The sequence below is a fragment of the Psychrobacter sp. SHUES1 genome, from assembly GCF_001652315.1.
Classification (GTDB): Bacteria; Pseudomonadota; Gammaproteobacteria; order Pseudomonadales; family Moraxellaceae; genus Psychrobacter; species Psychrobacter faecalis.
In genome coordinates, this window is the sequence record NZ_LXWA01000053.1 from 57,360 (window position 1) to 82,538 (window position 25,179).

The window sequence follows — 25,179 nt, forward strand, 5'->3', positions numbered from 1 at the left end:
AAACGCAGCGATGGGCATCGAGTGATGCGACACTTAGCGCCTTATCAAACTGGATTATGGCTGGCAGAGTATGGGGACATACGCTGTCAGTTGTGCCGTCTTTATCGCAGTGCGTCGCAATCACAACACCTACCAACTCATTCCTCACCAAGTCCGCCAAATAAGCATTCATTTTTTGCCAAACTGCGCCAGCAAGTTAATAACCGTTTTAACAGCGGCTTGCTTTGCTCCGATTGTCATAACAGTATCGCATGGCGACCCAAACCCTTTGAGGTTGATATCGCTTCGGGTACTGTTCTCTCTATTCAAGCAGCGACCTATTACGATTATCCGATACGTCAAGCTATTCGTGCTTTGGTGGTGTGTCAAAAAGTATGCTGATTAAAACTTGAACAATTTTTGAAGCCTTGAAAGCCCTATAGAATCAGAGAACTTAGCATAGATTTCTTATTGACTTCTATCGCCAGCATACTTTTTAGAACACCACCCGTGCTTTTAAGCATCATGAAGATATGACCAAGTTGCCGTTATTGCTACATGTATTACGTCAATTGCCTAGGCCGCACGGCTGTCATCAGGATAATAGTGTCATTGTTGCGATGCCGACGACGGAGCAACGCCTTATTAAACGAGGTTTTGACCCGGTCAGTATTTTAGTCGCGCAATTGTCTAAGCATTGGCACATTCCACTTTGGCAAGGCGTAGAACGTATCGATGATGCTATCAGTCAACAAGGGCTGACACGTGCCGAACGCTTAACCAACTTAGAAAACGCCTTTGCTTTAAGCGAAAACCCTCCGGTTAAACGCTTATTATTATTTGACGATGTCGCGACTACAGGTGCTAGCCTACAAGCATTAGGTCATGCTTTAAGCAGTCAATCTACAGGCTTGTCAGTCATTAATTCTAAGAACTCTCATCAATATCATCTATCAGCCTATGCGTTAGCACACGGCAGTCAATTGTAAAATCTGTTCCTATCAAAAAATTGCTTCTATTCATTTAAAATAACTATTATGTTGCTAATATGTTGCCTTAACGTTATATTATTGACACATTTTACCTACATATTTCGATTTTTATCGTTTAAATAAAATCCCATAACTCCGATTCGTGTTCTAAACGCTTAAATCAAAAAATACATTGGACAAAAGTATCGTTACTGTATGACGATTGTTTCTATTGGAACAAAAATTGCATGTATCTTAATGGATATAGTTAAAAAATAATAAGCTGAGAATAGATTTTAGAAGGGCTAGGTACGGTAATTATTACTATGACAGACCTAGCATTTATCAAAGACAATGACAGCTATAGATAGGGATTTGATGTGAACGCATCTACGAATAAGGTAGCACAAAAGTTACAAATGACCAGCTCAGGATTTACCCTGATTGAGCTGATGGTAACGATTGCCGTGCTTGCTATTATTGTCAGTATTGCTGCACCTAGTATCAGTACTCAGCTTGCCAATCAGCGCGTAAAGTCGACGACTGCTACACTGGCTAATGCGTTAAAAGAAGCGAAAGCTGAAAGCATTATTCGTCGGCAGAACCTTACTTTGAGCTATAACAATACTAGCACACCTAAAGTGATTACGATTACTGCCCCTGATTCAAACACTATCGCAAATTATAGTTATAACGTTAAAAGTACTATCAAGCCAGACACACCCGTAACTATTGTCTTTGAGCCAAGTAAACGGGTTAACACGGCACGTACTTACACAATCTGTGATAGCAGTAATAATGCGACGCCGCGCCAGATTGAGGTTAATAAAATCGCTAATATCACTACTAAATTGGGAGGAACATGTTAATGAAGAATTCAAACTCTCAAAGTGGTGTAGGATTAATAGAAGTTATGGTAGCTCTATTATTATTAGCGGTTGCGGTTTTAGGATTCAGCGCATTAAATATGGTTTCAGTGAAAGCCACAGATGATAGTGTATTAATTGCCAAGGCCAATACAGTAATGCGTGGTTTATCTGAAGACTTACGATTGAATCCTGACAATATATTAATTTATCAACAGGATATTCAAAGTGTTTTAGGCAGTGTATCTGATACAAAAGATTATTGTACTGCTGTTGCAGCATATAAAGCTGCGAGTGTCACAAAAAATTGTGATAATGATTTATGCACTGCAGAGGAACTAGGAAAATATAATAGCTCGAATGCCATGCAAAAAGCCTGTGATAATGGTGTTTTATTAAATATGGTTACTTGTCCTGGTACAGCAAACAAACAATTACGCCACTGTATTATTACTTCCTGGAGTGGTACTAAACCAGTCTTTGGTGCTAATACAGACAGTAATAAAGCTTGTGCTGATACATCTGGCGTCTATTATGCAGGTTCTGACTGTTTGATCATGGAGTCATACTAATGCAAGCTAAACATACTCAAGATGGCTTTTCATTAATCGAACTCATGATTTCCCTCACACTAGGGCTTCTCATATCAGCAGCAGTTATGCAGGTTTATCTCACAAGTATAAAAACCAGTAGCGTGCAGTCCGGTGGTACAGATATATTAGAAGCGAGTATTTTTGGTATTCAAAATATTGAGAAAAGTATCAGGCTTAGTAATTTAGGTATGGCGGACTCCAATAACCCTTTCACTCCTTTAGCTGGTGTGATTATGACCAGTGATACTAGTCTAGTTAGTGCCTCGCAAACAGATAAATCTAAAAACAATATGAATGGCATTAAAATGGGTGGAACATAGAGTTGATGATAGTGATTGCTATCATTGGCATATTAGCAGCCATTGCTACACCTGCGTATCAGGTTTACTCAAATAAAGCAAAAGTTAATGCTTGTCTATCAGAAGTAAAAAGCTATGGTAACGAAGTTTTCATTGTATTAAACGATGAAGACTCTGCTTCAACTCCAAGATCACTAATCTTGAATTCCTGTCAATCTATTACGGATGCTACAGGTTGGACATTAAACACTTGGCAAAAGATTGAAGCAATTACAAAAGCGCCTTCTAACGCGCGTATCGAATGTAATATTCCTAAAGGTACGCCATGTGTGGTATTACCTTAAAGTCCTTATAAAGATTCGTTTGCCATAAAAAACCACCTATCTAAATAATAGATAGGTGGTTTTTTATTGTCTCAACGTTGTTCGGCTTTAAAACACTAGCTACTTCTCTAAATACTGAATCTTACCTTCGACGCCGTCCCACTTCGCCGCTTCTGGCAGCTGACCTTTCATCTCAGTGATGTTTGGCCATTTTTGCGCCAGCTCCTCGTTCAATTGAATAAACACTTCTTGGCCTTTTGGTACTTCATCTTCTGAGAATATCGCATTGGCAGGGCATTCAGGCTCGCATAGCGCGCAGTCGATGCACTCATCAGGGTCGATAGCAAGGAAGTTCGGGCCTTCATAAAAGCAGTCCACAGGGCAGACTTCCACACAGTCGGTGTATTTGCAAAGAATGCAGTTATCTGTAACGACAAAGGTCATAGTGGTCTACCTGTTATTGGTTTGGCAAAGTACAATTGTAAGTACTATAGCTGAAAATAAGACATATTTTAGCGCTTTTGCCACTATTTGACAAATCCCTTTAATGACTAATGATTTCCTTTAAATGATACAGTAAATCGTGCGCCTGCTTTGGCGTCAGGTTATCAGGATTAATTGCTGTCAGTTCATCTTGCAAGCTAAACAATTGATTTTGTTGTGGAATATTACTTATCGATTGAGGTTGAACATTGTCGCGTAAGCTTGGTTTTTCTACTTCATTGTAATGATTTTGCTGCTGTTTATCGTTTAACGACTTAGCTAATTCATTTTTATCATCAATGGTCTTGGTACTCTCAGTTTCTAAGTTATCTACTAAATAGCGCTTGGCATCATTTAATACCTGCGTAGGAATCCCTGCCATTTTTGCCACATGTAAACCAAAGCTAGAGCTTGCTGCGCCCTCGCGGATTTGATGGAGTAGTAGTAGTTGACCATCGATTTCACTGGCGGCGACATGCACATTACGAATGCTGGCGTGTTGGCTCTCAGCAGGGTTGACCAATTGCGTCAATTCAAAATAATGGGTGGCAAATAATGTCAGGCAACCAATCTCGACCAATCGATTGACACAAGCATGAGCGATTGCTAGACCGTCCGTAGTTGCGGTGCCGCGTCCGACTTCATCCATTAGTACCAGCGATTTATTGGTCGCCTGATTAAGGATATTCGCGGTTTCAATCATCTCAACCATAAAGGTCGATTTGCCACCTGCTAAGTCATCCGCTGAGCCAATACGAGTAAAGATACGGTCGATATCACCAATATGAGCGCTTGATGCTGGGACAAAACTACCGCAATGCGCAAGTAGAACAATGAGTGCAGTTTGGCGCATATAGGTGGATTTACCACCCATATTAGGGCCAGTAATCATCAGAAGTCTTTCAGGGTCTGCATCGCTGCCGAGCGCACAGTCATTGGCGACAAAATGGCTGCTAGGTTTCGTACTGCTCTGTTGAGTAGTATTGTTAATGTTGGCGGGGTTGAGCGCCGCTTCGACAACGACATGACGACCTTGTTTAATATCAATACTGGTTTGGCTACCATTTTTCGAATAATTGCCATCTTGTGAATCATTACTCATGACTGGACGTTGCCAATTATAAAGGGTCGCAAGCTGTGCCCAATTGCTAAGCACATCTATCTGCGCGATAGCCGCGCTCAGCTGTTGTAGTTCCGCTAAATGACCGCCTAATATGGTCAATAGTTCATTATACAGCTGTTTTTCACGAGTCAATGCTAATGTTTGTGCGCTTAGATATTCGGTTTCGACTGCTTTTAACTCATCGGTAATAAAGCGCTCGCTGCTTTTGAGCGTTTGCCGACGGATAAAATGCGCAGGGGCATTTTTTGCCTGCATTTTGGGCAGTTCAAAATAAAAACCGCTGACTTTATTAAAGCCTACTTTTAAGCTAGGTAATTGGTAGTCTTGACGCGCGCGTTCAAGCATCTCATCTAACGTTACTTGGATATTGTCATGTAAGTGGGTGAGGCGGTCAAACTCAGCATCAAAACCAACTGCTAGCATACCACCATCACGGATATGCGCCGGCGGTTCTGCGATAATGGCACGCTCAATCAGCTCGGCGACAGATTGCACCGCCGGTAGCTGGTCTGGCAATTGCTGCATCAGCATGGGCAATAATCCTGCTCGCTTATGACTGATACCTGCATTGCTCAGTAGGGTATTAAGCAGCTTGCTACTAGCAATACCATCAGCCAATTTACGCAAGTCACGCGGTTTGGCGCTCATTAGACCGATACGGCTACTGATACGTTCGATATCACCGATAGCATTTAAGGTTTCACGTAAACTGCTGACCAATGAATGTTTTTCTAAATTTTCATTAACCTGCTTATTTTCGCCAAAATTATTGTCTGACTGCAAAAGGCTAGTGATTGCATCTAAGCGCAGATTAATACGTGAATGCTGACGCAGTGGGCGCTTCATTTGCTGCATGAGTAAACGACGTCCCATCGGCGTTTGACAATGATTGAGCACTGATATTAATGATGTACCATTGCTACTAACGGGGGTAAACAGCTCAAGATTTTGCTGGCTATTGGCATCAATGATTAAATAATCATCATTATATTCAACGATAAGCTGATTCACTTGTGGCACGTGGCGTTGCTGGGTTTGCCGTGCATAATGAATAAGGGCGGCGCAGCTAGATTGGGCAAGTGGCGAGTCATTAATACCAAGTCCATCGAGGCGTTGGACGTCAAACTGCTGGCAAAGCGTCTCGCTGGCATGCTCACGATGAAAGTCATTAGCCGCAACTTCGATAATAGGACAGTCGAGATTTTGCCGTAGCCACAGCAGCCAATCTTCGCCATTACTACCACTACTGTCAAAACTGTTTCCATGCACCTCGCTAATAATACATTCACTCGGCGCAAAACGTGCCAGCACCGTCAGTATTTGAGTTTGCAAACCTTCAATATCACCATGAGGCGCGCTGAGTGTTTGTGTGGTTAGGGTTCCAGCGGCTAAATCCATTTGACTAATAGCAGCTTGCATAGGTTGTTTGCTGTTCGATTTAGGAGTTTCGATATCAATGGCAACGACAGTCGGGGTGTGGTTGGGTGCAATTAAGGCGTCATCAGTAATCGTACCGGCAGTCAGGGTTTTAACTACTTCACGGCGCATGATAGTGCCGGTTGCAGATTTACTTTTATCTTTCTTTTGCTTATCGCCCATTGTCGGTGTATTGGACGGGCTGCTAGTAACTGACTCGTCAATTTGCTCACAAACGACCACTGTCTGCCCAGCTGCAATGAGCCGCGCCATATAGCTATCAGCCGCATGAAACGGTACACCTGCCATCGCAATGGTATTGCCGGCTTTATCCGTACCACGGCGAGTGAGCGTGATATCGAGTATCTGCGCCGCGCGCTTAGCATCATCAAAAAATAACTCATAAAAATCACCCATCCGGTACAGCAGTAGCGCTTGTGGATAGTTGGCTTTCATGGTTAGATATTGCACCATCATCGGCGTATGGTCGGCTAAATGATAAATAGCATCGCCGATTAGCAACTGATCGTTATTTAAATGCTCAGTTTTTACGTGCTTAGCTTTTAAGGTTTTAGATGTATCAAATATTAAAGCGTTAGGGTTTTTCGCGGATGGTTTTACGGTCATGCAGAATCTCTTATGTTGCTTAATTGGGTTTGCTTAGAAACAATGGCTGTTTTTTAGAATAAATCAGGGATGCAGGTTGGCAGTTATTTGCGTTTATTGATATCGCGAAACAGCTGCTAAATGAAGGATATAGGCACTATTTTAACACGTTCAGCGACCTTTTTACGTCGGCAAATATCTACTCGCTGCCCTTGTATCCATCGGCGTCATAACCATATATAATGACGGCACACTTAATTGGGCGATACTTCATTAAGCGACTCATCATTAGGCAGTACCTTATTATTGCGTGCTTTGTTAATCCGCATTTTGACAATCAGGGCGTTATTAATCAGTAAGTTATTAAAAGGTATTTAGTCAGTGATGATTGTCAGCATTGAAATGACCAAGCGGCAGTATATAAACCCTTGGCGAATGCGCACTAATTATCGAATATTTCCATAGGTCAAAAAATTATGTTATCAAAGATTATAGGCAGTGTCGTTGGCACCAAAAATGACCGCGAACTCAAGCGCATGCGTAGAGTGGTCAGCAAAATCAACGCATATGAGGCTGACATTCAAGCCCTGTCTGATGAGCAATTACAACAAAAAACCGCAGAATTTAAAGAAAGACACCAAAACGGTGAAAGCTTAGACGCCTTATTACCAGAAGCGTTTGCCGTCTGCCGCGAGGCTTCCTTACGCGTCAATGGTATGCGTCACTACGACGTGCAGCTCATCGGCGGTATCACCTTGCACGAAGGCAAAATCGCTGAGATGAAAACCGGTGAGGGTAAAACCTTAATGGGTACCTTGGCGATGTATCTAAACGCTATTAGTGGCAAAGGCGTGCATTTGGTCACGGTCAACGATTATTTGGCGGCGCGTGATGCCGAGTTAAACCGCCCATTATTTGGCTTTTTGGGTATGACGGTCGGCGTTATTTATTCGCAGCAGCCACCACAAGAAAAAATCGACGCTTATCAAGCGGATATCACGTACGGTACCAATAACGAATATGGCTTTGATTATCTGCGCGATAACATGGTCTTTAGCCTGGCTGAGAAAAAACAGCGTCCGCTAAATTATTGCATTATTGATGAAATTGACTCTATCTTAATCGATGAGGCGCGTACGCCGCTGATTATTTCGGGTCAAGCAGAAGATTCATCACGTATGTATGCGCTGATTAATACCATTATTCCACGGCTTAAACGCTCAAAAGATGAAGAAGCCAATAAAAATAATGAAGACGAAGATTTTTGGATTGATGAAAAAAATCGTCAAATCGAAATCAGCGAAAAAGGCTATGAGAAAATTGAGCGCTTCTTAATCGAAGTGGGCGAGCTTGGTGAAAACGAAAGTTTATATAGCCCGAGTCGTTTGCCGCTACTCGCTCACGTACAAGCGGCAATCCGCGCCCATCATGTATTTGTCAAAAACGTCCATTATATCGTTGACGACGGCGAAGTGATTATCGTCGATGAAAACACCGGTCGTACCATGCCCGGTCGCCGCTGGTCAGAAGGCTTGCACCAAGCGGTAGAGGCCAAAGAAAACGTCGAGATTCAAGCAGAGAACCAAACCCTTGCGACGACGACTTTCCAGAACTATTTCCGTCTCTATGACAAACTATCCGGTATGACCGGTACCGCCGATACCGAAGCAGCAGAGTTTAAATCAACGTATGATTTAGACGTCATCGTGATTCCAACGCACGAGCCGATTGCTCGTATCGATATGGATGACCAGATTTTCTTAACCAAGTTAGGAAAGTACAAAGGTATCATTCGCGAGATTAAAGAGATCCAAGCCAAAGGTGCGCCGGTCTTAGTTGGTACGGCGACGATTGAAGCCAGTGAAGAGTTGTCTTATCTGCTCGATCAAGAAGGCATCAAGCATAATGTCCTAAACGCCAAGCAGCACGAACGTGAGGCAGAAATTATCGCGCAGGCAGGTAGTCCAAAAGCGGTGACCATCGCCACCAATATGGCAGGTCGTGGTACCGATATTATCTTGGGCGGTAACTGGCAGTCGTTTATCGAAGACATTGATGCGGTCAGTCCGGAAGAGATGGCGCGCCTAAAAGCAGAATGGCAGGTCAAGCATGACCAAGTCGTTGCGGCTGGCGGCCTACATATCATTGGTTCTGAGCGTCATGAATCACGCCGTATCGATAACCAGTTGCGTGGTCGTGCCGGTCGTCAAGGTGACCCTGGGATGTCGCGCTTTTTCTTATCGCTTGAAGATGACTTGATGCGTATCTTCGCCGGTGACCGCGTTATTAATATGATGCGGGCGATGGGTCTAAAAGAAGATGAAGCCATCGAGCATAAAATGGTTTCAAAATCGATTGAAAATGCCCAAGGTAAAGTCGAAAGTCGTGACTTTGATGCCCGTAAAAACCTATTGAAATACGATGACGTCGCCAATGAGCAGCGTAAAGTTATCTATGGTCAGCGCGATGACTTGCTGGCAGAGATGGATTTATTGGAGGCCATCGAAGTCATGCATCATGAAGTCTACAATGCCATGATTGATCAGTTTATCCCGCCAGGCTCTATTGATGATCAGTGGAATATCGACGGCTTAGAAGACGAGCTTGAAGATGAGTTTAAAATTTCCATGCCGATTAACGATTGGCTGGATGAAGACCGCCGCCTAGATGAAGAAGGTTTACGTGCCAAAATTATCCAAACTGCGCTGGATCGCTATCATGCTCGCCGTGAGCAAATGGGCGAAAAAGATGCCGCCCAGCTCGAGCGTCATTTTATGCTACAAAGTTTGGATAAGCACTGGAAAGAGCATTTAACCCAAATGGATCAGCTACGTAAAGGTATCCATTTGCGCGGTTATGCGCAAAAAAATCCTGAGCAAGAATATAAGCGTGAATCGTTTGAGCTGTTCCAAATGATGCTTGGTGCGATTAAATCTGAAACCGTACAAGATTTATCACGCGTCCATATCCCAACCAAAGAAGAGTTAGAAGCGTTAGAAGCTCAGCAGCGTGAAAACGCCGCGCATATGCAAATGCAGTTTGAACACAGTGATATCGACAATATAGATGGCGGCGTAGAGCGACCAGCGGCGCAAAACCGTAGCGTTGCTGCTGGCGTAACAGCAGGGTCTATCGCGAGCAGTGGTAGCAACAATGCCAGTGAGCCTGACCCATACGCTGGGATGAATATTAGCCGTAACGCGCCATGTCCTTGTGGTTCAGGCCTAAAGTATAAACAATGTCACGGTAAAATCTAAATATTGATAATCAAAAATTGTTAAGCTATGATAAAAAGTCCCTGTCTTATTTAGATAGGGACTTTTTTATAGCGATAAGATTTATAGCCATAAGAATTTCGATAGGAAAAATTATCGGGCGATATCTTCTACCTTTCTTTTTAGCACTTTTAAGTGACTGTAACTCTATTAATAAATAGTCTAACTATTAAGAATATAAAAGTAACAGCGCTTTTGTAGTGATTAATTACAAATTCAACATAGGCGTGAATTTACATACACGCTATAGTGTTTAACATATTTTTTTGGAGAGTGTCATGAATATAGAATTATTAAAACAATTTCGTACCTCTGTCGTTGTTACCGGTCTGCTCGCTGGCGCGATGACAATTAGTGCTTGTCAACAACAGCAAGAGCCAGAACCAAGTCTAGAAGACAGCATCAGTGAAGAGCAATCGGTGCCTATGTCCGCTGAGCCTGCCGAGCCAAGTGATGTGGTGGTAGATGCGCCAGTCAGCGATGTGGAAGAGGATACCGTAGCGTCTGTTAATTCTGGCGTCAAGCAAATGAGCTACTCATGTTCACCGGCACTAGCCGTCGAAGCCACTTACAAAGACGCTGACAAACAAGTGATTCTTGAGACTGCTCAAGGTACAGTAACTCTGACCAAAACCAATGATGCGACCAACCCTGAAGTTTTCAATCTAGATACAGCGTTTGACGGTGGTGAAGGCTTTATCCAGTGGCGCGTGGCGCACGAAGATCGTGAAACTGGTGTGATGCGTACTGCTGGTGCCGATTCAGAAAACGTCAGTACCTATGAATGTAAAACATCACCAGCGTCTGAAACTAAAACGGCAGAAACAGCCGCCTAACAACAAATACCTCGCATAAAAAAAGCAACGTTAACGTTGCTTTTTTTTGGTTTGGTCTTACGACTGCTTACAAAAATGCTTTATCAGCCTATTTTTTATAAACGCTATTTTTTATCAGCGGCATTGCTTTGTTGCTCATGGGCTAGATAACCTTCTTCTTTAACGTCTAGCTCCTCGTGTTGGAGCGCTACTTGAATGCTATCGGTATGGGTATGCGTGGTTTTATTAATCTCTATTTCTTGGATCACATGAGTGTCTTTGGTAATCGTCGCTACCTGACGCGATAAGATAATCTCAATCGGCGCGTCACCAATCTCAACCTGCTTGCCATTGATGGTCACGACTGCTTTACTATCTAGCGACGGCTCAACATGACGCAATATGTCCTTATCATCATAATCACCTGATAGTAAATCCTGACTCTGTACGTCTTGATAGTCGGTACGCACGGTAATATATTCTTCTACCAGCTCAATAGGCACCTCAATGGTTTTGGTGCGTCTGTGCTTGGTTACCGTCACTTTGCCAACATCTAAGCGTTCTTTATTAATGACAGGACGCTCTTCTAATAATTCTAAATAGCCACCATTGCCTGTATCGGTTCGATGGTTTGCTAAATTAGTAGATAAATTATTTTCTAAGCCTTCTTGTGAACGACTCGACACAGTTTGCTGCTGATGAGTATTGGATAAATCAGTAGCGGACAAATCTGGCGCAGGCAATTTGTTCTCACCGCTATGATTAGCAATTTGCTCTAAGTGCGAAGTAGAGTCAGTTGCCAAAGATGCTTGCTGATTGGTTTGTTGCGGTTTAACTTTATTGTCGTCGTTAATCATGGTAGTGCTCCTTAAATGGTGAGGCAGCTTAAAAAGAGGTATAAAAAAAGACCAGAGGCAAGCTCTGGTCTTAGTTACTGAGCTTGTCACTCAGCTGCTCATTACTATCGCGCGATGCATAGCTAACTGTTATTTTTCTAATTATTATTTCTTATTATCAATTGCTAAGAAATCTTCCTTAAGAATTATGCAAGGTGCGCAAGTATGGCGTATTACATACCACGAGCGCGCCGGACATCTTCGGCTGTGATATCATCGCGGTCAAAAAGGTTACCTTCGCGGTCAACCACATTACCATCACCATCGATATCTAATTCTTCACGTTGGATGGTTTCAGCGATGGTTTCAGTATGACGCTCGGTAGTTTTACCAACGTTTACTTCTTCAGCGACATAGGTTTCTTTATTGACGCGAGCACGTTCTGCTTCTAATTGAACCTCGACCGTTTGATTGCTATCTACATCACCGATACGGCGATCTGTTGGACGATCTACATTGGTACGTTGGATATTGGCATGCTCTTCTTCAAGGTCAACATCTATGTTGCGCTCTTCAGTAACGACATGCTTACCAACTTTTACTAAGCCTGCAACGATGCGGTCTTTATTGACTGTCAAACGCTCTTCTAGTAGCTCTAGCGTGTTTGGCGCATTATACGCATGGTCGGCAATCTCCATACGCTCTGCTTCTGGTACAGTATCAGCAGCGAATGATTGACGATCTTTTTCGTACTGCTCTTTATAGCTGTACTGATAATCGTGATCATAGACTTCCATCGCTTCCACTTGTGCTTGCGTTAAACTATCAAAGAAGACGTCGTCACCGACGATACGAGCAAGACCTGCTGGCACTAGAACTTCTTTTGAGCTGAACCAACCGCCTGCATCAACGATTAAATAACGAATACGACCAGTGGTATCTTCTACTAGCGCGCCTTCGATTTTACCGATTTTTTCTTCATTGACGCCATAAGCAGTTTTACCAGTTGGATCATAATAGTCATCACCAATTAGGTCACGGTGAGTTGCTTGGATATCTCTTAAACGAATTAGTTGGCTCATTATTATCTTCCTTTTTTATGAGTAAATTTATTTGATTGGATTAATAATTATTTTTTATAAAATAGCAATACAGTAAAAATTTGCGTTGCTAAAAAACTGTCGTCTATTTCTTTTGAACTGGTTTAAACTTAGATTTTATAAATCAACAAGATTAGATGAAGAAGATATTTCCATGATTATTAATAGAATCTCGCTATCATTAAGGACTAGCTATCGTTAATAAGCAGCCTCTCCATCAACTTGTTATTATCGTAGCAGCAGGTTTTTCGATACGATATATGAGCAAGGTAGCAAAGTGTGCGCTTGAGGTAATTGCGTGTAATAGGCTGTAAATGACGCCGTTACTATATAAAATTAAGTTAAGGCTTTCTTACAGCGTGTTCACCGCTTTGCGGTATTTGTCATTTTTAGGTATAAAAAAACCGCACAGCTAGTAGCTATGCGGTCTTAAAATTTTAAGAAAATCAGTCGATATTTTAAATCAGAACTTCGAATTTAAAAGCTCAAACGTTGAATTGGCTTAAAATTAAGCCAGTTCAATGGCAACGGCAACAGCTTCACCGCCACCGATACATAAGGTTGCAACGCCTTTTTTACCACCAGTACGCTTAAGCGAGTTGATAAGGGTGATTAAGATACGCGCGCCAGAGCAGCCAACTGGATGGCCAAGGGCACAAGCGCCGCCTTCGACGTTGACTTTAGCGTGGTCGATTTTAAGTTCATCCATCGCAGCCATGGTCACCATCGCAAAGGCTTCGTTGATTTCCCATAAATCGACGTCTGCAATTGACCAGCCAGCTTTGTCTAGTACTTTTTCAATCGCCCCAATCGGAGCAATGGTGAACTCGCTTGGATGACGCGAGTTAGAAGCGGTGGCAACAATACGTGCTTGATAATCCAAACCTTCGGCTTTTGCTTGCGACTCTTTCATCATCACAACCGCTGCCGCGCCGTCTGAGATTGAGCTGGCGTTTGCCGCTGTAATCGTGCCTTCTTTTGCAAAAGCAGGGCGCAGGGTAGGAATGCGCTCGGCATTGGCAAGCGCAGGCTGCTCGTCGGTATCAACCGTTTGCTCGCCTTTACGCGATTTGAAAGTGACAGGCTCGATTTCATCTTTAAAATGGTCGTCTTTAATCGCTGTCAAAGCACGGTTTAGCGATTCAATAGCAAATTCGTCCATTTGCTCACGGCTGTAGCCTTTTTCATCGGCCATTTCTTGCGCGAACTGCCCCATTAATTTGCCGGTTTCGGCATCTTCTAGACCGTCTAAGAACATATGGTCTTTGACTTCTTTATGACCCATACGGTAACCGCCGCGTGACCCTGGCATGATGTAAGGCGCATTGGTCATCGATTCCATACCGCCAGCGACTGCGACGTTGAAGCTGCCCGCTTTGATACCATCGTGCGCTTGCATAACTGCTTTTAGACCAGAACCACAAAGCTTATTGATGGTGACAGCACCCGTGGCATCATTTAGACCTGCTTTACGCATCGCCTGACGGGCAGGGCCTTGACCAAGACCAGCAGTCAAGATACAGCCCATGATGACTTCATCAATATTATCAACGCTCACGCCTGAACGCTCAACGGCTGCTTTGATAGCGGTTGCGCCAAGTTCAGTTGCGCTGACGTCCTTTAAAGCGCCTTGAAAACCGCCCATCGGAGTACGGGCGCCATTTAAAATTACAATTGCATCATTTGACATCGTTATTTTTCCTTTTTCGGTATTTGAAACGAAAGTTTTTTTTAGTCATTAAAATAAAAGTTTCTAGCTAAGGTCACACGTTTATAGATGAATCGCTAGATAGATTACGCCAGCTCGTCTAAGCGAATACGGACGACTTTATCTGTAATGGTATCGAGCTTCTCGATTTTTTCAATCGCCAGATTCATCTGACTTTCCACCACAGGTAGGGTCAAGATAATCACTGGTACTTGGCCCAGCTTATGCGCAGGTTTTTGTAAAATGGCATCGATATTGATACCCGCGTCACTCAAAATACGAGTGATATCCGCCAAAACGCCCGGATTGTCATGCGCATGCACGCGCAGATAGTAACCGGTAATCATTTGCTCAGCACGCAAGATAGGTGTGTCTGATAATTGCTCTGGGATAAACGCTAGATGCGGCACATGGTGACCGTTCGTGCTTTCATTGTTGCTATCTTTACTACCAAGAACGCGAACCAAATCCATGACATCCGCCATGACTGCAGAAGCCGTTGCTCCAGCACCAGCGCCATCACCGCAATATAGCGTCTGACCAAGTGGGTGCGAGTTGACTAATACCGCATTTTTTACGCCATTAACGTTGGCAAGTAGGGCGTTCTGTGGAATGAGGGTTGGATGAACACGCAGCTCGATACCAGCCGCGCCGTTATTTCCTTGGCCATCACCTGAACCGTTGTCTTCGCGGCGTACCGCAAAGCCTAGATGTTTGATACGGTAGCCAAGCTCTTCGGCGTAGTTGACGTCTTGCAAGGTAATACCGGTGATACCTTCGCAGTAAACTTTGTCAAACTGTAGCGGAATCCCAAAGGCGATAGAGGCGAGGAGCGCAAGCTTATGCGCCGCATCAATACCTTCGACATCAAAGGTTGGATCGGCTTCGGCGTAACCAAGTGCTTGTGCTTCGCTTAAAACATCGGCGAACGGGCGACCTTTATCACGCATTTCAGTCATGATAAAGTTGCCAGTGCCATTGATAATACCAGCTAACCACTCAATCTTATTGGCAGCAAGGCCTTCACGCATGACTTTGATAATTGGAATACCACCTGCCACCGCCGCTTCATAAGCAACGTGCACATTATGGGCTTCGGCAAAGGCAAAAATCTCATTGCCGTGTTCGGCGAGCAAGGCTTTATTGGCAGTGACCACATGTTTGCCGTGTTTAATGGCATGCATAATCACATCTTTAGCCAAGGTCGTACCGCCAATCACCTCGATGACAATATCGACATTGTCACTGGCAGCAGTTGCCATCAAGTCACTATTTTGTACGATGGTAGCGTCGATATCATCGCGCTGACGACGGGTACCGACTTCGGTAATCACAATGTCTCGTCCGCTACGGCGTTTTAACTCATCTAAATTGTCATTGATTAGATTGATCACGCCCGTTCCGACGGTGCCCAGACCAAGTATCGCTAGTTTGATGGATTTGCTCACAGTATCCTCAAGAGATTATAGAGTTGGATAAAAATGCTTCTATGACAGCGCTTACATAAAAAGACTTATATAAAAGTGTTTATAAATGAGGCTGATATAAAGAAGAAAAGTATAAAAATACACCGCTAATTTTACCTAGCGCTTCATCGTATCATACCGATAAGCGCTTGTGGCGTCTACCCAATCTCACTGTCGCTAAGGTCAGCAATATCAAGATAGATGACTAGCTGGCATCAATCGCTGTTTGCGCCAATTGCGCCGCTGGTAGATAGCCGCCGATTTGTTGGCCAGACTCGGTAAAGATAGCTGGCGTGCCGCGTACCCCTAGCGACATTCCAAGCTCGATTTGCTCTTTCACCGGGCTATTACAACTAGGCGCTTGGACATTAGCACCCATTTTCGCTTGATCCATCGCCGCCTTGCGATCTTCGCTACACCAAATGGCTTCCATCTTTGGGATACTGCCTTCGCTGCGTGGCCACGCTAAATAACGTACTTCAATACCGCGTGCATTGATATCGCCCATTTCTTCATGAAGCTTGGTGCAATAAGGGCAGTCGGCATCGGTAAACGCATAAACAACTGATTTGGTCGCGCCTTTTGCTGGATAAATAACCATGTCTTTTTTATCGACCGTTTTTAGAGCGTCTTGCGCGGCTTTGGCAACCAAAGCGCCACTGATATCGACTGGCGCATCTTGCCCAACGGCGATGATTTGTCCTTGGATAATATGTTTGCCAGATTTATCGGTAAAAAACGATGGTAAGCCTGATGCCGTTACCCAGTAAATATCGTCCATATCTGTTGGTACAGCTGAAATGATTTCTTCTTCAATCCCTGAGGCTTTTAGATTTGCTTGTAAGGCTTTGACCACTGCTGCATCATTATCGGCGACTTGCGCGGTGCTTACTTTGGCTTCGGCGCTATTGACGATGCCTGTATTGCTGGTCGCATCAGCCGCATTATTCGAGCAGCCTGCGGCAATCGCGACCAGCAATGCGCTCATCATCATCCGCGATAAAGGCTTGCGAGAAAATAGAGCGCGAGCAGGGGTGGCTTTAGAGAAAGAAGGTAAAAACATAGATATTTCCTTTAGGCGGTGATGCCTAAGCAAGATATAGATATAAAAACAGGGACATAGATGGTGTATGAACGCTTATCCCGTATACGCTAGATTTTGTTGTCAGCGCGATATATTTCAAGGACGAGGGGCAATTTATTGATAATAAAAGATAAGTAGCAATACTGGTTATATTAACATATTTTTAGAAATAACCACCAAAGGCTATTTGTTGACATTGCCAACTTTATTAACGGTAAATATTATCGGCAAATGTATTATTTACAGATAGCCATTAAAAAGCCGATATAAAATACATTTGCACTATTTCATCTAGGTTTATGTCTAGGTAGGCTACTGTCATCAACATTAAATTATTCATTAAAATAATTTTTCTATTATTATTTTTCTTTCTAACTTTCTAACTTTCTAAGGAGACCCTATGGCAGGTGCCAGTTTATTAACCCTACTTGATGATATCAGTGTGATACTCGATGACGTTTCGGTCATGACTAAGGTCGCCGCCAAAAAAACCGCGGGGGTATTGGGTGATGATTTGGCGTTGAATGCCGAGCAGGTCACCGGCGTCACAGCAAATCGTGAGCTGCCAGTCGTTTGGGCGGTTGCCAAAGGCTCGTTTATTAATAAGCTTATTTTGGTGCCAGCAGCCATCCTTATTAGCGCCATTTATCCGCCTTTAATCACCTTTTTGCTGATGTGTGGCGGCTTGTTTTTGGTTTATGAAGGCGCTGAAAAAGTGATTCATCGATTTTGGCCGCATGCCCTGCCAGATGATGAAGAGCAAAATGCTCGTCGGCAAGCCAACGCTGATAAAAACGTTGATTTGGTCGCCTTTGAAAAAGAAAAAATCAAAGGGGCGGTGCGTACCGATTTTATTTTATCAGCAGAAATTATTGTGATTGCGCTAGGTGCGACGGCAACCGCTACTTTGTTACAGCGTAGTTTGGTGCTGTCTATTTTAGCCATTGGTATTACTGTCGGTATTTATGGTTTGGTCGCGGGCATCGTTAAAATCGACGACTTAGGCTTGCATATGATGCAAAAAGACGGCGATTTTACCCAAAAAACCGGTAAGGTCTTATTTGCGGCAGCCCCCAAACTGATGAAGTTTTTATCAATCGCTGGTACTTTAGCCATGTTTTTAGTCGGTGGCGGTATTTTGGTACACGGCATCAACTTTTTGCACCATGAAGTTGAAGATATTGCGCATTTGACTGGCATATTTGAGAGCTTTACCACTGCCTTATTAAATGGCGTTATCGGTTTTATTATTGGCGCTGCGATTGTTGCGCTATTTACGGTTATCAATAAGATACGTCATAAAGACGAGCCTTCTATCCATTAAGTTTGTTTTTCAAAGATTAGGATTATCAAAACGTGGCATTGATATATAGTGAGTGAAAAGTAATATTGATACATCACGCACTGCTGATATCAATTTTTCTTGCTTGCTGTGTCTGCGCAGACAGAGGCTACAAAAAATTGATATCAGCAATACCGTCGCGTTTTTAGGATATTTTGACTTTAAAAGATCTTTATAAAGCTATATTCATAGAAAAGCCCCAAAGTTGCTAACAACTTTGGGGCTTTAATATTTTTTAAAAGATTATTTATGACGGCTATTAGCTTTCGCTATCAGAATCGTCATTTTCTGATTTTTCCGCTTGCGTCGGCTTTTTATGCTCCGCTTTCGGCTTACGCGTCCGCGCTTTTGGCACTTTTGGCGTCGTTAAATTAAACATGCCTTTTTGTGGCAGTAGTTGCTCGGCCACATTTTCGATCATGTTTTTATAACTGGCGATGGTCGTTTTTGACTTCGCCGCCTGGATTTCCTCTTTCGTCGCTTGCTCTGATAGCTGTTCAGTAGACTCAGACGCTTGCTCGTTTTCGCTTTGCTCGACATCAGAGTCAGCATCTTTAGCTTCAGTATCTGCTACTTCAACGTTGTCCGCTTCTACAGCATTAACCTCAGGTTGCTCAGCGTTCTCTGCTTCTAGTGCTTGCTCTACTTTTAGCAGCTCGTCACTATCAGCGCTGACATCTTCTGTCTGACTTTGATTGGCCAGCGCAGTCGCATCTACATTCTGAGCGTCAACGTTAATGTCAGCGTCAGCATTGCTGTTGGCCGCTTCGGCGACTGTGGTTGCAGCTGGCTCCTGATAGTCAGGATGCTGACCACGTGGGTCGTTGCTCGCCCGCTTGCTAATAGGGCGGGGCTGAACGGCTGTTTTACCCTGCGCTGCGGCAAATTGACTGACGGCTTGCGTCATCGCCTCAAAGCGTGCGAGATAGTCCGCTGCTAAAGGCTCATAACCATAGTTACTGAAGTCAAAATCTTGCTTGGCAGTCTTGCCAGTCTCGACTTTAGACTCGTTGTTACTATCTACCTTTACGTTAACAGCGTTAGCTTGCTCTAGATGCAAAGCGATAGCCGCATTAAAGCAATTAATCACGCCTTCAGCGGCTAAACGCGCTTGCGCCTCTGGCAAGGTTGCGCGGATAAACTCACCAACCGTACCGCGGATAGCTGGAACGTTCACAGCGCGTTGCTCATTTACCACAGGCGTTTGCTCATTCGACGTTGTAGTTGACGAGACTTGAGCCTGCTGACGACGAACTACGCGAGGATCATTGCTGGCTTGACCGAACTTTTCAGCCGTTACATAACGCTTGGCAAATAAAGCTTCATGGTCAATCTCAAACGCTGCTTGATTGCTACTGTCAGTATTATCTGTATTAGCATCAACATCAGCAGCAGTTTTCTGCGCTTCGGTAGGTGCTACATCATCAGCTTTGTCGCTAGTTTTGACAGCACTACGACTTTTAGAGGTCGATTGCTCATCCGCTGCTGGTTTCGTAGCCTCGACATTACGCTCGTCTACAGAGTTAGCGTCAGACTTTTGTACTTTGTCTTCAGTGGTGCTTGTCTTAGCGTCGTCCATTTTTGCTGCCGCTACCACCGCATCGGCACTTGCAGGATTGTCACTTTTAGCAGCGTCGGCAGTCACAGTTTGCGTACTGGTTTTTGGACTACTATCAACCGAGTCACGGCTGTTTTTAGCAGCTTGACTGTCAGTCATTTGCTCAACGGCTTCCTGCTTATCCGCATTTTCCGGAGTGCTGTCTTCCTTACTTGCTTTCTGCTTATCAGCTTCATTGCTAGCTTTCTCAGCGCTTTGCTTTTCAGGCGCTTGGCGCGTTGCTGTTACCGATTTGCTGTCATCTAAAGACAAATGCACAACTTCGGGTGACTTGAGCTCCGTAGCCGCTTCATTGACCTGTAACACCACTTCATTAGGGTCTTGGTTGCGGCGGGTACTGGTCTGATTTTTGTCATTGCTATGACTGGTCTCTTTATTGCTGTGCTCGTTATTCGCACTTAACGTCTCACCGCGCTCAATTTTTCCGCGTGAGGAGCGCTGGCTGTTTGATTTACGCTTGGCACGCGTTTGCTCATCTGTTGTATTAACGTCTTTTCTAGCAGCGTCATTGTGCTCGGTATTACTATTTCCATTTCCATTACGACCGCTGTTTTGACGGTTGTTGCGATTACGGTCATTAGGGCGTCGATTATCATGCTGACGTTTATCTTGGCTGTCAGCTTGCTTGTCGTCAGTACTAGTTGAGCGGCTGTCTTCTACATTGTTGCTAGCAGCATTACCATTGGGCTCATCTGACGGCTCTTTTCTTTGACGCATTTTAGAGGGTCTTGATTTACGCGGCTTGCGTCTTCTTCTGTCTTCAGCGTCGTTGCTATCATCAGTATTGCTATTAGCGGCTTGCTGAAGATTAGTATTCGGCTGTTGCTCAGTGTTCTGCTGATTGCTCGACGTTTGCGGCGCTGCTGCGGCTTGAGTGTTAGTGTCTAAGGCGCTGTTGTCGATTTGTCCAAACGAACCAAGGCTTTGAGCGCCAGTATTTACCAGTGCTTCAATCGCTTCGGCGGCATCATGGCTACTGACTTTAGGCGTCGTCGATGCTTGTGGCGCTTGGGCAAATAGGTTGGATAACCAAGCGACTGCTTGAGGTTGGGCGGTAGTCGCGTTATTATTTTGCGAAGCTACTGGCGCCGCGGTAGTCGCAACAGTTGGCGTACTTTGTGACTGAGTTTGAGGTTGGGGTACACGTGTTGCTACATTGCTAGCGCTAGCATTGGCATTGCTACGATGGTCATTGCTATGACTGGTCGTGCTTTGCTGCTGTTGCTGTGCATGCTGCTGACTATTGGCACGAGGAGTCGCTTGGCTGTTTTTATTGCTGCCATTATCAGCTACTTGACGGGGCTGGCGCGTCGGCTGCTGCTCAGGGCGCACTGAATCAGCCGTCTGCCAATCGACGTTATAACCTAGGTCGCTGTGCTCTTGTTGCTGGGTATCGGTAATACGCTCATAGCTCGATGGGGCAAAACCATCACGATTAAAGTGCAGCTTAAAGTTTGGCGATTCTAAATGCGCGTGTGGCAAAATCGTGATACGCGTACCACTGTCTTGCTCAAGGTAGACCAAGGCATCACGCTTTTCATTTAATAAGAAAGCAGCGATATCAGTCGGTACTTCTGCCTGTACTTCACCTTGACGTTCTTTTAAGGCGATTTGCTCAATTTGACGCATAATCGATAGTGACAGCGAACGCAAATCACGAATCATGCCGTTACCATGACAGCGTGGGCAGATATAGCCAGTCGATTCTTCTAGTGATGGGCGAAGACGCTGACGGCTCATCTCCATCAAGCCAAATTTAGAGATATCACCGAACTGTACGCGGGCGCGGTCATATTTGGTAGCATCAACTAAACGTTTTTCAACTTCTTTTTGGTGTTTATTGTCATTCATATCGATGAAATCAATGACAATCAAGCCGCCCATATCACGCAAGCGCAATTGACGGGCAATCTCATCGGCGGCTTCTAAGTTGGTATGATAAGCAGTTTCAGCAACGTCTGAGCCTTTGGTTGACTTGGCTGAGTTAATATCGATAGAGACCAAGGCTTCAGTTTGGTCAATAACGATTGAGCCACCTGATGGCAAACGTACTTCACGCTGATAGGCCGTTTCGATTTGTTTTTCGATATTAAAGCGCGAAAACATCGGCTCATAATCGGTGTATTTACGTAGCTTTTCAGCTTGTTTTGGCATCACCGCGTCGATAAAACCTGCCGCTTCGATATAAGCGTTTTCGTTATCGATCCAAATCTCAGCAATATCATCACGTAGATAATCACGCACGGCGCGCGTCACGACGCCAGCTTCTTGATGTACCAAACGCGGTGAAGGATATTTTTGATTTTGTTCTTGGATGGCTTGCCAGATATTAAGCAAGTGATTTAAATCGTGTTGCAAGTCTTCTTGGGTTTTGCCAATACCGGCGGTACGGATGATAACGCTCATGCCTTTTGGCAAATCTAAGCTGCCAAGCATACGCTTCATATCTTCACGCAATTTACCCGAGATTTGACGTGAAATACCGCCGCCACGAGGGTTGTTTGGCATTAACACCAAATAACGACCTGCTAGTGACACGTAAGTTGATAAAGCCGCGCCTTTATTACCACGCTCTTCTTTTTCAACTTGGACGATGAGCTCATCGCCTTCTTTGATCAGTTTTTTGATGTTTTCATCGCGTGGATTGCCGCTTAAATATTCAGCAGAAATTTCACGAATCGGTAAGAAACCTTGACGCTGTGAGCCATATTCGACAAATACCGCTTCAAGCGATGGCTCGACACGGGTCACATGACCTTTATAAATGTTGGATTTTTTTTGTTCGCGGGTACGGTTTTCTAAATCGAAATCGTAAAGATGATTACCTTTACAAAGGGCAACGCGAATTTCTTCGTTTTGAGTAGCGTTGATTAAAATGCGTTTCATGTTTGAATCCTATGAGTACGCATAACAACGACGGGGCAGGCTTTCGGGCAAGTGAGCAAGTGAGGTTAAGGGTAAATCAACCTGAGTAGATGTTAATGAGCGGTAGAACGTAAAGCAGAAATGACGGCAAGCACATGAGCTTTTCGTAACTGCTGTTAACCTAAAATGTATTAGCCATTTATCCTGCTAATGTCGGTAACGTTCGTATAGACAAGGTAGGGTGTAAAGCTACTATCTATATCATATTATGAGTAGGCTTGGTCTAACGATTAAGGCACGCGCGGGTTTGTGGTCTTTTTGACAGCCATTTATCCAAGTTTAATTCGCACACCTTGTAAGGGCGGCGATGGATAAGGACTGAGATTTAAGAGGTCACAATTACCAAAAAAGCATCGTGTTGTCACAATTAATCAATCAAGGTCTAGCAATCATAGCGCTGTTAATAAAGAACTGTTTTATCGGTAAGTGCTAGTGCATAAAACAGTGCCGTGCAGCGGTTATCCTTTTAGGTAAAGCAATTGGTCATTCTTTATTTATCGTTCTTTTGGCTATCACGTCAAAAATATCTGGGGTAACTCAAAGCTAGGTGGCGCTGCTCTAATCATCAGCGGGGCGTACTTGGCAAACAGAATAAATGACCGGCTTATCGGCGCGGTGTCTCTTGTCTATCCTACTTCGCGTGCTCTGTTTGACCACCAATACTTAGGCAGCTATCGATAATCAATCAATGATGCTCGATTCTGGCTCTAAGCGACCCATACTTGCTCAACTGTGCGCTAAAGGACTGGCTGATAATTAGTTATGCGTGATAAATAATTATCAAAATAAGTCGTGGTTAGGCGGTAGTGAGTAAATGTTATGTTGTTATCGCGCGATAAAATGGTTATTAGCCAATTCATCAAAGCGATGTCGTTTAATATCAGCGTGTTTTGTCTTGATAAAAAACTATATTACTAAAAAACGTTGTACTAAAAATTTTGGGTACTGATACATTCTATATATAGATGATTATCAGCGTTGTTCTTACAATTTATGGGGCATTATAGGGTATATCAAGGGATATAACACCCTTAAAATCAGATGAAACGCACAAGTTTGGCAACCTTTATAACAGCTATTGCCTGACTAACCAGTAGTAGCAAAGGCGTAATATTGTCTGTAACAACAAGGAATTATTGTCGCAGCCTCTGCTTAATTGGCGCTCAACATGCTAAACTATAGCAAATCTTTGTGTAAATACCTAACTAAAAATGACAAACTCAAAAATGCCAACCGAACAGCCTATCCACGAAGCGCCCGCTATCTTTAATAGTAAAACGCGCCCGCAAAGTGCCGACGACGAAATCAGTAACTTTGAAAAGGTCAATTACCTTGAAGTCACGCGCCATCAGCACGACCAGCGCTTAGACAACTTTTTGCTCAATCGCCTAAAGGGTTTGCCAAAATCCCACATCTACAAGATGATTCGCTCAGACGAAGTGCGCGTTAATAATAAACGCTGTAAAGCGCATGACAGATTGCAACGTGAAGACGTGGTACGTATAGCGCCTGTACAGCTGGCGACCCGTGATAAACCGATTATCAGCGCTGAATTTGCCAATAGCTTATTGGCGCGAGTGGTCTACGAAGATGAGGGTCTAATCGTACTTAATAAGCCTGCTGGTATTGCTGTGCATGGCGGTAGTGGTTTAGATTTTGGCGTTATTGAAGCCATGCGCGAAGTGACAGGTAAAAAATATCTCGAGCTGATTCATCGTATCGATAAAGATACTTCAGGTCTGCTGATGATTTCTAAAAAGCGCTCAACGTTGAAAGTGCTCCAGCAGCATCTTGTCGATAGAACCATTCAAAAGCATTATCTTTGCCTAGCGAAAGGTCAACCTGCGCTCAATGAGCAGCGTATCGACGCGCCATTACTGCGCTATACGCTGGCTAGCGGTGAGCGCCGCGTAAAAGTAGATGCGCAAGACCCACAAGCCAAAGAAAGCCAGACCGATATCATTGTGCATGGCCGCTTTACGCTGAACGATCAGCCAGTGAGCCTGCTTGAAGCAAAACCTTTGACCGGTCGCACCCATCAAATTCGCGTACATTTGGCGCATATCGGTCATGCTATTTTAGGTGATGATAAATACAATGTGCATGACAAATCGGGCGTGCATCGTTTGTGTTTACATGCGTGGCGTTTAGATATTCCTGGCTATGAAACCATTACCGCGCCATTACCAGATGAGATGAAAGATTGGTTACCAGCAGATATGCAGCTGCCTGAATAAGTTTTAAAAATTTCTTTTTAAAGGCTGTTTAAAGACTGATAGTCAATGCAGTTTTGAAATGACTATTTAACACAATCGTCACAGTTGCTTATTTGCGCATACATTCGCCAAATA

The 25,179-nt window shown here is 43.9% G+C and carries 18 protein-coding genes; 10 read left to right on the top strand and 8 right to left on the bottom strand.

Annotated features, from left to right (window positions below):
* The first annotated feature begins 24 nt into the window (after positions 1-24).
* The 6 genes from A7325_RS13835 (at position 25) to A7325_RS14175 (ending at position 3,052) form a co-directional block, all read left to right on the top strand.
* Positions 25-381, top strand: coding sequence for a hypothetical protein (locus A7325_RS13835; protein WP_068406361.1), 357 nt, complete (start codon positions 25-27; stop codon positions 379-381).
* A gap of 131 nt (positions 382-512) precedes the next feature.
* Positions 513-968: a ComF family protein gene (locus A7325_RS07310; RefSeq protein WP_227514959.1), complete on the top strand. Its 456-nt coding sequence runs from the start codon at positions 513-515 to the stop codon at positions 966-968.
* 401 nt (positions 969-1,369) lie between these two features.
* Positions 1,370-1,819, top strand: a complete 450-nt coding sequence (locus A7325_RS07315; RefSeq protein WP_068406364.1) for a Tfp pilus assembly protein FimT/FimU — start codon at positions 1,370-1,372, stop codon at positions 1,817-1,819.
* The gene (pilV, locus tag A7325_RS07320; protein ID WP_068406365.1) at positions 1,819-2,388 is read left to right on the top strand and encodes a type IV pilus modification protein PilV; all 570 of its coding nucleotides are present in this window, start codon (positions 1,819-1,821) and stop codon (positions 2,386-2,388) included. The genes A7325_RS07315 and pilV overlap by 1 nt, the downstream gene beginning before the upstream one ends.
* Complete coding sequence (locus A7325_RS07325; protein ID WP_068406366.1) at positions 2,388-2,729, top strand: PilW family protein; 342 nt, start codon at positions 2,388-2,390, stop codon at positions 2,727-2,729. Before pilV ends, A7325_RS07325 begins: the two co-directional genes overlap by 1 nt.
* A gap of 5 nt (positions 2,730-2,734) precedes the next feature.
* Complete coding sequence (locus A7325_RS14175; protein ID WP_068406368.1) at positions 2,735-3,052, top strand: hypothetical protein; 318 nt, start codon at positions 2,735-2,737, stop codon at positions 3,050-3,052.
* A gap of 99 nt (positions 3,053-3,151) precedes the next feature.
* On the opposite strand, the gene fdxA is transcribed toward A7325_RS14175, so the two are convergent.
* The gene (gene fdxA / locus A7325_RS07335) at positions 3,152-3,475 is read right to left on the bottom strand and encodes a ferredoxin FdxA (protein WP_068406370.1); all 324 of its coding nucleotides are present in this window, start codon (positions 3,473-3,475) and stop codon (positions 3,152-3,154) included.
* Between the two features lie 100 nt (positions 3,476-3,575).
* The gene (gene mutS / locus A7325_RS07340; RefSeq protein ID WP_082894338.1) at positions 3,576-6,680 is read right to left on the bottom strand and encodes a DNA mismatch repair protein MutS; all 3,105 of its coding nucleotides are present in this window, start codon (positions 6,678-6,680) and stop codon (positions 3,576-3,578) included.
* 455 nt (positions 6,681-7,135) lie between these two features.
* Between mutS and secA the strand changes: the two genes are divergently transcribed.
* A complete protein-coding gene (gene secA, locus A7325_RS07345) occupies positions 7,136-9,916 on the top strand; it encodes a preprotein translocase subunit SecA (protein WP_068406372.1) in 2,781 nt (926 codons plus the stop codon).
* A gap of 296 nt (positions 9,917-10,212) precedes the next feature.
* Positions 10,213-10,770: a hypothetical protein gene (locus A7325_RS07350; RefSeq protein ID WP_068406375.1), complete on the top strand. Its 558-nt coding sequence runs from the start codon at positions 10,213-10,215 to the stop codon at positions 10,768-10,770.
* A gap of 104 nt (positions 10,771-10,874) precedes the next feature.
* Here the strand turns inward: A7325_RS07350 and A7325_RS07355 are convergent, their stop codons facing one another.
* From A7325_RS07355 to A7325_RS07375, 5 genes are all read right to left on the bottom strand, one after another.
* Entirely contained in the window at positions 10,875-11,606 is a 732-nt protein-coding gene (locus tag A7325_RS07355) for a YsnF/AvaK domain-containing protein (RefSeq protein WP_082894339.1), read from the bottom strand.
* A gap of 212 nt (positions 11,607-11,818) precedes the next feature.
* Positions 11,819-12,667 (bottom strand): DUF2382 domain-containing protein, encoded by an 849-nt coding sequence (locus A7325_RS07360; protein ID WP_068406378.1) that lies wholly within the window; start codon positions 12,665-12,667, stop codon positions 11,819-11,821.
* A gap of 526 nt (positions 12,668-13,193) precedes the next feature.
* Complete coding sequence (locus A7325_RS07365; protein ID WP_068406381.1) at positions 13,194-14,375, bottom strand: thiolase family protein; 1,182 nt, start codon at positions 14,373-14,375, stop codon at positions 13,194-13,196.
* Positions 14,376-14,479: 104 nt separating this feature from the next.
* Positions 14,480-15,841 carry a homoserine dehydrogenase gene (locus A7325_RS07370; protein WP_068406383.1) on the bottom strand — a complete coding sequence of 454 codons (1,362 nt, stop codon included), beginning with the start codon at positions 15,839-15,841 and terminating at the stop codon, positions 14,480-14,482.
* A 223-nt stretch (positions 15,842-16,064) separates the two neighbouring features.
* Positions 16,065-16,922, bottom strand: coding sequence for a DsbC family protein (locus tag A7325_RS07375; RefSeq protein WP_068406386.1), 858 nt, complete (start codon positions 16,920-16,922; stop codon positions 16,065-16,067).
* A gap of 421 nt (positions 16,923-17,343) precedes the next feature.
* Between A7325_RS07375 and A7325_RS07380 the strand changes: the two genes are divergently transcribed.
* Positions 17,344-18,267: a DUF808 domain-containing protein gene (locus A7325_RS07380; RefSeq protein ID WP_068406389.1), complete on the top strand. Its 924-nt coding sequence runs from the start codon at positions 17,344-17,346 to the stop codon at positions 18,265-18,267.
* Between the two features lie 277 nt (positions 18,268-18,544).
* Here the strand turns inward: A7325_RS07380 and A7325_RS07385 are convergent, their stop codons facing one another.
* Entirely contained in the window at positions 18,545-22,789 is a 4,245-nt protein-coding gene (locus A7325_RS07385; RefSeq protein ID WP_068406391.1) for an Rne/Rng family ribonuclease, read from the bottom strand.
* A 1,250-nt stretch (positions 22,790-24,039) separates the two neighbouring features.
* On the opposite strand from A7325_RS07385, the gene A7325_RS07390 reads away from it, so the two are divergent.
* Positions 24,040-25,065 carry an RluA family pseudouridine synthase gene (locus A7325_RS07390; protein WP_226928766.1) on the top strand — a complete coding sequence of 342 codons (1,026 nt, stop codon included), beginning with the start codon at positions 24,040-24,042 and terminating at the stop codon, positions 25,063-25,065.
* Positions 25,066-25,179: the final 114 nt, after the last annotated feature.